This is a genomic window from Psychromonas sp. SP041, from assembly GCF_000470315.2.
In the GTDB taxonomy this organism is placed as follows: Bacteria; Pseudomonadota; Gammaproteobacteria; order Enterobacterales; family Psychromonadaceae; genus Psychromonas.
The window spans coordinates 58,582-70,929 of sequence record NZ_CBRF02000013.1; the positions used below are offsets into that span (position 1 = coordinate 58,582).

A 12,348-nucleotide genomic window follows, 5' to 3' on the forward strand; every position below is an offset into this window, starting at 1 on the left:
TTTAGTGATTGATTAAAAGTCTATTTATTACCCTAAACATCAAACAACAGTTGAAAAGCAAATCTGCCAAAAGCTACAGACATTAGAAGCACTAGGTGACAGATAAAAGAACGAAGAATCGTCATTTCCATAGATACCCTCATCGCATGCACCGAATAAAACGCAAATGTCCCTCCATAAACTATTGCTGGAGTAATCTCCGGGATTTCAACATTTAAAATAACTGAAAATAAACTTAAGAATATTGATATGAGCATCGATGATGCAAACATGTAATAGAAAGACCAGAGCATAAGCTTAAAGTGGTCTTGAAGCCTGCCTTTGCCTCCTAATAGGGATGCATAGTGATTAAAGGCTAATGTTATGCAGAATATGAATATAGGGAAAGTTAAGATCCCTCCATAGAGGATGTCAGTCACATTATTAATGAGTGAAGGCTTTATGAATGGGCTTGCCAAAATCAATAAGACTGCTGTCAATAAGCCAGCTAATAGTTGAAATCCTACCGTGTAAAAAATAATATGAAAATTTCTTTTCTTTAATTTTATTAAAAAAGAAACATTTGGAAAGACCAAATTATAAACTGACGAAGCCAGACATCTCATAAAATTTATTACTTTGTTTTTCATACCAACCCTATCGACTAAATATATTAAATAAAACAATGGTGTCAATATCATTCTAACTAATTCCATGAATTAATCAATTCATGTATAATAAATAAAATTTTTAATAATAATAATAACAATAAATATAGGCTCACTTATGGCTAAAGATAATGATGATCTAAATAAAAATAATTTTTTTAATACTGACCAGCAACGTGAAGAACAAGCTGAATGGGATTTAGAGAGAGAAAGTCTTTCTGAAGAAGAAGAATACTTCAATAGCCCTGAATATCAGACTACTGCAGTAAGCGAAGAAGACATTGCTGAAATGGAAGAGTTTTTAAGCGGCCTTGGTTTTCCTAACGAAAATAATAAGGAGACAGATCTCCAGGGCGAACTCAATGCTGAAGTAAAAGAAGAAGCGCTTAAAGAACACCAAAATGAAACCGAAGTAGCAAAAGACATTTCGGAAGCTAGAAAAAATGAATCTGAGGCGTCGGCAAATGAGCCTGAAGCAGCGGCAATTGAACCTGAGGCAGTGGTAATTGAACCTGAAGCAGCGGTAATAGAACCTGAAGCAGCGGTAATAGAACCTGAAGCAGTGGTAAATGTGCCAGAAGCAGTGGCAAATGTGCCAGAAGTAGTGGTAAATAAACCTGAGGCAGCGGTAAGTGAGCCTGAGGCTAAAAACAATGCATTAGTCGAAACCACCAATACACCTTCGAGTGTATTAAATACAACCAATACAAAAAAGAATACACCTAAAAGGCGCCCTCAAAAGACAGTGCTTGATAGTAGCAGACCAATACGTAATCCCGATCAATACACCTCACCAAGTGTGGTTGACCATCAAAGATACTTATTGGCCGTCGATGAGTTAAGTAAACCTCAAAATGAAGTTGAGTTTGATGCATTTGTTAGGATTGTTGCAGACAAAGTTGGTCTTGATCCACAAACGGCTACTGCAGAAGACTTGACAAAGATTGATACAAGTATCGCTAATGTTAATTTAGAGGCAATGGAAACGTCTTCGCCTATCTCTCTTAAGACATCAAACGATAGAATTGATAAAAACTTTGATGTACAAGCAATCTTAGCTGAAGCTGGCCTTGATATTAAAGAGAAAGACCTGCCAATTGGATTCAATAAAGACATCAAAGTATTGGCCGCTTTCGACGAACGATTTGGTGATGGTAAAGGCCCCTCACTTAAAGAAAGACTTAAAGGCATGAAAGACGATATTGTCAATGTTGTTAGAAATGACGATGTCAAAACCGGTCTTGCGACTCTTTCTTTTGGGTTGGCTGTATCGGCTGGTGCTGTCACATTACCTATAGCAGGAGCCCTCTATGCTGCTAAGCTAATGGAAAATGAGAAGGTCCAGACATTTGCTAACAATCTTCATTCTAAAGTTTCTAAATCTTTAGTGAAAATGGGCTTTAAAGAAGAAGCCGTGAATGAAAGAGAAGAATTACTAGGCGATAAGTTCAAAGCCATCAGTGAAAGTAAATGGGGTAAGGTCGCTAAGATTGGTCTTACCGCAGGCGTACTTGGATTTGGCGTTCACTCACTTATAGAATTGACTGATTTTAGTATTGATAAAATTCCACAATACTATGCCGATTCTACTAACTATGTATCTAAAGTATTTTCTGGTGATGTCATTCCTGGTCAAGATACATACGCCTTTGTTAAAGACAAAGTTGTAGATTATGTTGAAAAAGGCGAGTTCCCAGGCAAAGATGCCTACGAATCTTTTAAACATACGCTTGGCACATCCGTGCTGGACGAAGACTTTGATAATAACCCGGAAATAAATGGCAGCCCAAGCCAAAGTGAAATTGATGAATTAATTAAGGAAACAAGAGAAGCAGAAGCTGCAGAAGCTGCAGAAGCTGCTAAGAATGCTGAAGCACCGGAAGCAGCTACAAATGTTGAAACGGAGACTTCTGACACTTTTGATATTGTAGCAGAAAAAAATGACACAGCATGGACCTTGGCGAGTGAACATTATGAGGCAATAGTGGGCGAAAAACCTACTCCTCAGCAGGTTGTAGCCATGGTTAATGATTTAGGGCTTGATGATCCAAATGCAATTCAAGAAGGGCAAGTACTTAAATTTAATTCTGACCTCTCTGAGTACAAAGATGTTACTAATATTAAGGCGTCTGATGCCGATTGGCTTCAGGAAAACGATGCAGTTAATTCTACTCAGGCTAGAACACACTTATCTGACGCTTTCAATGTCAATCATATTTCAAATGGAGCTAGCTTAGCAGATTTAAAAGCCATGAATCCTGACATTGAACTTGATAATTTATTACCAGGTGATGAAGTTAAGTTTTCAGGTGACAATGGTGACATTCAAACCTATGTAGTGCCTAGCATTGAAGATGCTGCAATTAAGTCTATTTACCCTGGCGGAGTTTCTGATTTAGTCAACAAAGATGCTCTTTTCGAATTAATTGAAAACTCAAATAAAGATATCGACTTAAGTGATGGGTATTTTGGGAATGGGGATCTCGGTCGAGACATTGTTAATAAGAATGATTTAACGCCACCAGAAATTGATATAAATTCAGTCAACCCAGAGGTGACCGGAAAAATTACTGTTGAAGGTAAAAACAGTATGGAGCAAGCAATTTTAAAGGTGGCCTACCCTAATGGTGTGCCAGAGTTGCTTGATAAAAGCGCTTTTTTAGACGCGGTAAAAGAAGCAAACCCTAATATCCGTAGTGTTGGATATTCTGAAACATTTAACGAGGAGATAGTTATCCCAGACTTTAGTGCCACCTCAGCTAAATTAGATGCGTCACAGATTAAATCTGGCTCTACTATTTCAGGTGAAGCATCAGATACAGTGAAGAAAAGTTTCTTAAATCGCGTAATGAACAATGATGCCGAAACGACTTTGGGCTAAAGCTCCGCGTTAAAAGCACAAATACATTAAAAGTCCCTTAATTGGGACTTTTTCTTATTGACTCTGAAACATTAAATAGATATATTATCGCCTTTCATTAGTATGACAATACAGTTTAATATATTCTAATTAAATAGTTGTTGTAGCAATTAGGGCCGCATTATTTTGGCAATGCTTATAGTTATAAGCACAATATTTATATAGAGGAATGGTTTTGAAAATTTTAATCGTAGATGATTTTTCAACGATGAGACGGATTGTTAGATCTCTATTAATGAAAATTGGCTTCAAAGAGTTTGAAATGGCTGAAGATGGACTTAAAGCTATAAACATCCTTAAGAAGGATCAAGACTTCGGCCTTATCGTAACCGATTGGAACATGCCTGATATGGATGGCATCGAACTACTTAAATATGTTCGAGCGACACCAAATCTAAAACACATTCCAGTTTTAATGGTTACCGCAGAAGCCAAAAAAGACCAGATAATTCAAGCAGCACATGCAGGCGTTAATGGGTACATCACCAAGCCTTTTACCCATAAAACTTTAGAGAGCAAAATAAAAAAGATTTTCAATAGGAATAGTTAGCCTTACATATTGACCAGTTAGGAATCAATAGTTATATTATATAGCAAGTTCAAATTATTGATAAAAACACAAACTGGTGAAATAACATGATAGAAGATAAAAAAAGTAAGAACAGTCTTAATAAAAATATAGAAGACACTGCTGAACAACAAACACAATCTCCTCCTATTTCAAAAAAGAAAAAGCGTAGTGTAATCCTGTCGGCTATCATGGGCCTACTAACAATTGGTGTATGGAACCGAATTTTCCCAAGAAACAAAGGCACAAAAGGTTCTTGGGCTTATACTTCAATAATTCTGTTCTCAATTACCTCTGCATTCATCTGCCAAAAATACTTTAGAGCCGAAATTAACACTATGTTTAAGGACGTTTTTGCGGTCGATTTTGAATTAGTGGATAAAAGCGATAAAGAAGAGTTGCTAACAAAAATACATGCTCTCAATGATTCAACTCAGAGACTGTACTCAAAAATAGACCTAATCAATTCTGACCTTATCGAGATGACTGAAAAATACAATAAATACTATGGCCTATATTCCATTTCCTTAGATCAGTACAGTAAAGTGAGTGAGAAACTAATGGAATTAACCAATAACCCTAAGGTTGTTGTTAAGTATTTAGAACCGGAAATCTCCCTCATTAGTTTTGATAAAATTCTAAGTGAAGTAGGCTGTAACAGTAACTTCTCAGAACAAAAGCGATTGGATATTTTCAAAGAAAAATACCAGGGTAAATGGGTAAATTGGAGTGGTGTTATTTCGTCTGCTACAAACAGCACAGTATTAGTTAATGGTAAAAGCTCTTCAGGTTTTTCTGTCGAATTCAAAGAACAAAACGCCGGATATGATCTAATGACTAACGAACCAATCTCACTGACTTTTAAACTGGCGACTCAAGGTAATTGCGACATTCCCTTTACTGGCCATAATGGCTACATCGAATAACCCCTACATTTCTCTATTTAATGACTTAATACATTGATTGAGTCATTAATTATACTTTAAGCGCAACATGCCCCGCCAATCCGTCCTCAGCAACAAAAAGTAACAGCACTACCGTTTTACCGTATTGAACCCATACTCCCTTCATAGCGCTTATTTGCACCATTAGAATAGAATTAAAGAGTGATAGCATACTTGAAGATATCGGCTGGTGGATATTAGTTGCGGGTGGGGAGAATGTTCGAACTTAATGACAGATAACCTAGCTATTATTTACGCGAGGTTATCTGCATTTCATTAAAAAATAAGTAGAGGAAGGTCTTTACTTAATATAGACATAATAATAAGAGCAACCCCGCCAAGAAAATGAGGAACAAATAACACAAAAGCGCTATTTAGCTCGCTTTCAATCTCTGATTTACTTACTTTTCTGATATATGACTCAGCACTGTCTTCAGGATTAACAAATACATTTATTTTTGATCCAACCTTTACTTTATTAGCAATATCGAAATCTAAAACTGAGGGAAGTAACCCAATAGCCCTACTTGTCATGATCTTTCCATTGTAAGTATATTCATACGATACGTTTACTCCACCGTAAATGAGATTATCTTCTTTTACTTTAGTTAGGTTTTTAATAAATTCAATTTCAAATCTTTCTTTTTCAATAGGTCCTTCAATATCTGATGAGTCTGGAGAAATACCAGGGAATGCATGATCACAATTAACTTCAACCTTGATAACTTTAGCTGTTATTTTTTCCCAAGAATTAATCTCTTTGTTTAATGCTCTAAGTGTATTAGAACTTGCTACTCTCATCCGTAAATTATTAGATGCATTAAATACAAGACATGCTCCGCACATGAATATTAAAATAGTTAGTAATATAGAGAACATTGCTTATTCCTAAATAAAAAAGAAAAGTGTAAATAGAGACAGGAGGATAACCGACAAGATGAATAGCATAGTGTTAACTAAACTTCCGTGTTTTAATGGTGCTATCAATACATTTTTATATGGTTTTTCGGGGCAATGATAAATATCAACACTTGAGCCCGGCTTTGTTCTGCCAAGTATTCTTGAAACTACTCTTTTGTCTCCTTCAAAAAGACTGGGCGTAAAGCAGCCGTATCTTGTTCCGTTGACTTCAAATGACGCGAAGAAGTGATTTACAGTTTTTTTACCATCGATTCTTTCATATGGTGTCGTTGTCACCCTTGAATCTTCAACCGTGCATGTTGTTTTTACCCAGCCGTTGGCTGCTTCAATACGAGCCAACAGCGCGAAGAGCCTCTTGCCTCTCCAAATTACGATCCCTAATAGAAGGATGAATGACAGAAAAATAAGCATAATATTTACCAGTTAAATAAGAAACATTTTAACATAAATATATTGACCATACAGGTGTTTATTGGAATATAAAGTAATTATGCAAATTGTTATTTTATCGAACGAATAAAGAATTCAAAAATTTCATCACTTTTTAAAACTGTCTTTAGCCCTACTTCGAAATCATCTAAAGATTTTTTATTAAAATCTACTTCATTAAGTATGTAGCTGGTGGCATATTCTACTTGTCCATTCTTTTGAAACTCAGTTAATCTTTCTTCAGCTACTAAAGCAATATCGCTTTTACTCCTAGCATATAACGCCAATGCGTCAGCATATGATTCTGTAAGCAGGCCATTGAATGCCTTGGTGTATATTTGTAAATTATCTCTTCCTAAACGAGACTTAATTTTGTTTTCAACATTGATCCCCTCATTGTTGGGGAAAAGGTAGTTGAACGTATTGCTAATACCTTTGGCCTCCAGATAGCAGTGTGCCATTTCATGCTCCAGTGCAATTCCCTTTAGGCCGGGATAATTGAATCTATTGCGCAAACTTATTAAACAAAGTGAGGTTCCATTAAAACTTATATATCGCGAGTCTGAAAAATATAGATCTCTAGTTAGTGCAGAGCTTTCAATGGAACTTGCAGCACTGTTCATTAACAATTCAAATGTCACTTGATCACTATTTTTAAGGGGAACGTCCGAAATAAACGATAAAGCATCTTCTTTATCGTTTATCGGAACAGAAATAAAAAGCTCTTTGAACTTATCGAAGCCACGGCGATAGTCGTCAATATCTGACAAAGGGTCAGGACTATTAGGAAAATGCTTTTTTAAACCATTGTAATAGTTAGTTGACTTGTTTCCAGCTAACTGATCTAAAACTATTAATGAAGCTAAAATAAATAGTGGAATAAGGAAAATGTACTTTTTATTCTTTAAAATCAAAACATCACCAATAAATGCAACAGAGACACATTTTATAGTCACAATTTAGAGGATTGTCAACTATCCGTGTGATAGTCCTTGCTCATTACTCTCTGCTCTCGACATTTGTGCTGCCTTTTGCATAAATGAATTAGTACACTCGGCTTTTAAACTATCGAAGGCTCTTATTTTAGGATTCATTATTAAGTTAGAGATAGCATCTGAGTGACTTAGTCCTCCTTCTATTTTTCGCCTAGCCTCATCAACCCTTTCAAGCACGATATTCGGTAAAATTTCTTTGAGTAAGTCTTCATTAAAAAATCCTGCTGGCTTAGTAGAAATAAAGCGAACCGCCTCATCTTTTGAAAAGACCGAAGCATTAATATTTTTTATAAAAATGTTTTTAGGTATTAATTTATTGCTTAAAGATAAATCTGGGTTATTTAAATAAAGTAAGTTTGCTTGTATTGCTTTAATTACCCCAAGAGTAGATACCTTATCGGCCTTATGGTTGCCAAGAATATCTTCCACATACCTCCTTTCAATTTTATTAAAATCATAAGGGTTTATTTCTTTTGCCTCTTCATCAGATAAAGTATGCGACCTAATCCATCTAGCACTAAGGCTAGTTATATTAGAGTCTTGGTAAATGCAGTCACTGATTGCTTTCCATATTTTCAGGTTTCTAAACTCCGCCCTTTCAGATTTACTGGCGCTTTCCATCGCGTTCTTCGACCGCGTATGAAAGTCATGAACATGATCCCAAATGTCTTTAAGTCCCGTTATAACATAAGCGCTATCTGAAACTATCTCAATGTGACTTGGCTTATTGTTATATTTAAGCGCTGACAAAACACTGTATAGTTCTGCTTCTGTAGCAGAGGTATTATCTATTTGTCCATACCTTGAAAACTCTTTGGAGTGTCCGAAATTATTAATGCTTTTACATGCAAAGCCATAGCCACCAAAAGACCTTCCGTCACTCGTTACATCAGCCCCATAGGCCGAACCATCTGTATAAATTGTTAGTTTTCCGCTTCTATCAGTTTTCCCTGAAAATTCTTTAATAATGTGCATTTTATTTAGTGCATCATCTTTCGCTGGTCGATAGTTATTTAAAATGCTCGTCCTATTTTCATCCCTCATATCAATCACCTTAAATTGACACTGCTTTTGTCTGGCTAACAGTATCTGTATTGACAAAAACATCATTTATTTAATTATTACTTTAACTTACAATAAGTAAAAATGATACGACCTGGAGGCTTGATACCACCGACCATACTAAAAATTGTATATTTATGTCTTTAGCTAACCCTCAGATATTAAAAGGTTTTAAGGTAAGTAAATATCAATATAAAATATATTTAAATACATGAAATTGCTTTTTAGGAAAATCACATGATAAAAATAATAGAACAAGACAGTAATTGGTCTCATGCTATTGTGGAGTTCGACGATCAAAAATACCTGATGAGCCCACCCTACGTGTCAGGCAAAAAAATAAAGCACTCAACAGAAAGTAAGCAGTATTTAGCGACGTTCAAAAGCCCGGAAGATGCTCAAAGATATATGATGACCGTATTTGCTTCTGACAATCTGGAAAGTATTATGGCCATCTGGAAGAAATACAGCTCCTCTGGAATGGGCGCAATTAATTTAAGTAAAATGGCAGAGATGGCAATAAAAAATGCACAGTCAGACTTTAATATTGGCGTATTTCCAGAAAGAGAGCTTGTAGAATTACACACTCTTCATGTCGGTTTTGGTTTGAGTGATGGATGCAATAGAAAGGTAGCCGAGCTTATTAGGAAAAATGCTGAACTTTACCCAGAAGAAATGAGCTCTTTTAGTTTGAAAATGAGTAGGAAGCCTGCTTGTTATTCTGATAGGCAAGCAGATATTCTGGATTATGCAGGAAGAATGCTTCGCATTAGTGATAACCCAAGGAAATCTCTTTATATTCTCATGTCTTTTAGTTTGCACATTAATATAGAGCCCAGATTTAAAGACCGTTTTGATGCATTGCTTACAAAAGCAAAGAAGGAAGAAACCAAGTTTGCGATTAAAAACGGTGAAAGTTTAGCTAAGCCTTGGCAAAAATATGTAGGCTCAACTCCGAACATGAAAATGAACGCCTATAACAAACATGGTGTATCACAAGGAGATCAAACAAAAAAATCATCTACCAGTTAATTAAAATTAATTTTTCTTCAAATAACTTGATAACTTTGGAGGTCTGTTTAAGTGACGCACAACAGATCTTCTACTTTTCATGCCTTGCGGGGAGCTCGCAGTAAGAAGTGCCTTTTTCCAAGCTTTTTTCCAGCCTATTTTAGCAATTGAAATATGAATAGTCCCTTCTCGCATCGTCACTCTGAATACAGGTGTTTTTCTTGTGCGGCCAGCCATGTATCTCGTCTTTAATTTAAGCGAAATCTCGTTAATAAACGTCGGTTGCAAGTCTTTTTTAAACTTAACCGTTCTCCAATCAGGATTTCTTGTGCTTCTGGCGATATTAGTCTCTAACGACTGGGATTTTAATGTCATAAAAACATGCCTTATTTAATGCTTATATAACTTATTATTTCACTAATTGTTAATTTTGGCAAGTTCCACCAGCGGCGCTTAAACATAAGTGTCGAGGAACGAGACATTCTACTTATTAACCAAACAAGATAACGGTCTACTTTTCGAACAAATTAATTTATTTTTTATTGGCATTATTTTTCCATAAACGTATATTGACAGTATCGAAATTATTTGGAATGAATTTATGTTTACTGCCATCGATGTTAGAGACTCGTTATTAAACTTTGAAAACTCACTTCTTGGGTTTATCCAAGAGATAAGTAGTTGTAATGATATAAATGTGCCCGCCTCTAATTTCTTTTCGGATGAAGTAAACAAAGATGCCTCAAAATTAGGCTCAATTAACAGAGCAATTAAAGCTTATTCAGACATATGGTATTTAGATGATGAAGATGGAAGAACGACCAGGACTTATCAGGGCATTATTTCTGGAGGTGATTCGTTAATAGACGCGGCTCGCTTGCTCAATACACACAAGACCGAGTTCCAAGAGGCTGTTAAAGGCTATACTAAAGGCATGTCTCTTAATGACATCAAAGACGTTAAGAGCTACTTATCTTCATCTTTGCATGGTAGAAAACGACTAGTCAGACTAAATTTGCAGAGATTAAACCTAAATTCGTGTTATCGAAAAGTGCCATATCTGATAGAGCCGGTAAATAAAATCACCTACTCACTGCTGACCCGTGGAAAATCGATTAAAAAGCTTAAGGTATCTGAAGTCAGAGAGATGCTTAAAGCGTTAGGAGGAACCCCACCTTACCCAGAAAGAATAGATATTCAGCTTAATATACTGGCACAATTTAGTGATCACATGGAAATGGCTAGAATTCAGGAGAATAGCCCGATCATTAAGGCCAATATAAGCTTAATAGAGAGAGATCTGGATGGTAAGCTTAAGTATCTATCTAAAAAGCCACCGCTGCCTATTGTGTTGCACTCAGATGTTCTTCCTGCTTATAGATTTTATACTGATTCACATTCAAATAAAGATGATGATGGATTTAGAAAAATTAGAGATGATAAGAAGCTCGAAGATGAGCCAACAATAAAAAGCTTAAGAGTTCATCGCTATTTGTCTTAGCATTGTTAATCTATATGCACTAAATTAACGGTGTATATAGATATATTTTTATCATGAAAAACATTTTACATTGTAGTATTTAACTTTAAGTTGAGTTAATTTCATTAATATTTTTCTGTAAAAATATACAAACCTTGAAATTGACTTTTATATTAAATACGTTATATTAATGAATATTAAGTTATTGTTAACATTTTAATAAATTGGAGAATTAAGTATGTGGGAAGAGACAGTAAAGCAGCTTGAAGAAGAGCAGCAGAAGCAAGAAAAGGTAATTACAGATGCCTCTATTGCTTTTGAAGAAATCAGTGAAAAAGCAAGTATTGGTGATTTTGAATTTGAAGTTGATATTGAAAATGCAAAGTTATCGGATGTTAAAAAGTCAGGTGAAAAGTTAAATGACAATATTGCACGAATGATTTCTGGCTTAGATAATACAACTCGTGGTATTGATGGCAATCTTTCTGAAATGGGAAAACTAACCTTTAGTGAAAAATTCATTAAAGTATTTAGTCGTGATAAGGCACAAGAAATGCGCACCACTCGTATTTCTGAGTCAGATATTTCAGAGAATTTAAATGAACTTATCTTGCAATCAGATTCTATTCAAAATATTTTGATCCGCCAAGAAAGCTTGCTTGTTACAGAGCGTGATCGCGGTACTGTGAATTATAAAAGAACACTTGATTTACGCCAAGAAACGGTTGAAGAGTTGGATTCTGTTCGCACGAAAATGCTTGAGATTGATCCTATTATTATGGGTATGCAATCTGAATTAGACGTAGAAACATCGGTAACTGAAAGAACAATTATTGAAACCAAAATTTCTGAACAACAAGAAAAGCTTAACGTGCTTAAAAACGAAGAATCTAAGTTGTTATCACGCAGTCAGTCTTTAGAAAAATACATTGTTCAAAACAAAGTGCATATTCAATCACTTGAAAGTCAGCTTACGTCACAACAGGTGCTTATTGATCGTCTGAAGACGGATACTGATCAGCATTTAGTTCTGTTTAAGCAGTATGAAGTTTCTTTGAAGACAGCTCAACAACAAGAAGCGGCCCACCAGCTTACTGAAATTGGCTCTAAGGCAAGTAAGGGAGCAATGGTTGGTATGGCTCAAATTGGTGCTGCGACGTCAAATCGATTGGCAGATGCGCTTGAAAACCACGCGGGTGAAATGATTGATGTTAAAGAGGTTGCCAGAAAACAAATTGAATCTCATGATCGATTCAATCGTCGTTTTGCTCATGTTTTAGATGACCATGATAAAGGAAGTTACACTGATTAACAGTGTATGTTCTTGCCAATGGACTAATAGCATTTTGTTATTAGTCTTTTTATTTTTAG

The 12,348-nt window shown here is 35.6% G+C and carries 12 protein-coding genes; 6 read left to right on the plus strand and 6 right to left on the minus strand.

The genetic code is table 11. The features are described from left to right. Window positions 1-32 precede the first annotated feature (32 nt). A complete protein-coding gene (locus SP041_RS09140; protein WP_137297610.1) occupies window positions 33-629 on the minus strand; it encodes a hypothetical protein in 597 nt (198 codons plus the stop codon). 136 nt (window positions 630-765) lie between these two features. Between SP041_RS09140 and SP041_RS09145 the strand changes: the two genes are divergently transcribed. The 3 genes from SP041_RS09145 (at window position 766) to SP041_RS09155 (ending at window position 5,061) form a co-directional block, all read left to right on the plus strand. Next, entirely contained in the window at window positions 766-3,528 is a 2,763-nt protein-coding gene (locus tag SP041_RS09145; RefSeq protein WP_137297611.1) for a hypothetical protein, read from the plus strand. Window positions 3,529-3,736: 208 nt separating this feature from the next. Beyond that, a complete protein-coding gene (locus SP041_RS09150) occupies window positions 3,737-4,117 on the plus strand; it encodes a response regulator (RefSeq protein ID WP_137297612.1) in 381 nt (126 codons plus the stop codon). An 86-nt stretch (window positions 4,118-4,203) separates the two neighbouring features. After that, window positions 4,204-5,061 (plus strand): hypothetical protein, encoded by an 858-nt coding sequence (locus SP041_RS09155; protein WP_137297613.1) that lies wholly within the window; start codon window positions 4,204-4,206, stop codon window positions 5,059-5,061. Window positions 5,062-5,355: 294 nt separating this feature from the next. Here the strand turns inward: SP041_RS09155 and SP041_RS09160 are convergent, their stop codons facing one another. The 4 genes from SP041_RS09160 to SP041_RS09175 form a co-directional block, all read right to left on the minus strand. Further along, entirely contained in the window at window positions 5,356-5,958 is a 603-nt protein-coding gene (locus tag SP041_RS09160) for a DUF3592 domain-containing protein (RefSeq protein WP_137297614.1), read from the minus strand. A gap of 9 nt (window positions 5,959-5,967) precedes the next feature. Next, the gene (locus SP041_RS09165; protein WP_137297615.1) at window positions 5,968-6,411 is read right to left on the minus strand and encodes a DUF3592 domain-containing protein; all 444 of its coding nucleotides are present in this window, start codon (window positions 6,409-6,411) and stop codon (window positions 5,968-5,970) included. Between the two features lie 89 nt (window positions 6,412-6,500). After that, the gene (locus SP041_RS09170) at window positions 6,501-7,343 is read right to left on the minus strand and encodes a hypothetical protein (protein WP_137297616.1); all 843 of its coding nucleotides are present in this window, start codon (window positions 7,341-7,343) and stop codon (window positions 6,501-6,503) included. A gap of 60 nt (window positions 7,344-7,403) precedes the next feature. Continuing rightward, complete coding sequence (locus SP041_RS09175) at window positions 7,404-8,468, minus strand: RNase H family protein (protein WP_170968537.1); 1,065 nt, start codon at window positions 8,466-8,468, stop codon at window positions 7,404-7,406. Between the two features lie 255 nt (window positions 8,469-8,723). Here SP041_RS09175 and SP041_RS09180 point away from each other — a divergent pair, with 255 nt between their 5' ends. Beyond that, window positions 8,724-9,518: a hypothetical protein gene (locus SP041_RS09180; RefSeq protein ID WP_137297618.1), complete on the plus strand. Its 795-nt coding sequence runs from the start codon at window positions 8,724-8,726 to the stop codon at window positions 9,516-9,518. 6 nt (window positions 9,519-9,524) lie between these two features. Here the strand turns inward: SP041_RS09180 and SP041_RS09185 are convergent, their stop codons facing one another. After that, complete coding sequence (locus SP041_RS09185) at window positions 9,525-9,872, minus strand: hypothetical protein (RefSeq protein WP_137297619.1); 348 nt, start codon at window positions 9,870-9,872, stop codon at window positions 9,525-9,527. Between the two features lie 226 nt (window positions 9,873-10,098). Between SP041_RS09185 and SP041_RS09190 the strand changes: the two genes are divergently transcribed. Together SP041_RS09190 and SP041_RS09195 are read left to right on the plus strand one after the other, a co-directional pair. Then, window positions 10,099-10,998 (plus strand): hypothetical protein, encoded by a 900-nt coding sequence (locus tag SP041_RS09190; protein WP_137297620.1) that lies wholly within the window; start codon window positions 10,099-10,101, stop codon window positions 10,996-10,998. Window positions 10,999-11,215: 217 nt separating this feature from the next. Continuing rightward, window positions 11,216-12,289 carry a hypothetical protein gene (locus SP041_RS09195; RefSeq protein WP_137297621.1) on the plus strand — a complete coding sequence of 358 codons (1,074 nt, stop codon included), beginning with the start codon at window positions 11,216-11,218 and terminating at the stop codon, window positions 12,287-12,289. Window positions 12,290-12,348 lie beyond the last annotated feature (59 nt).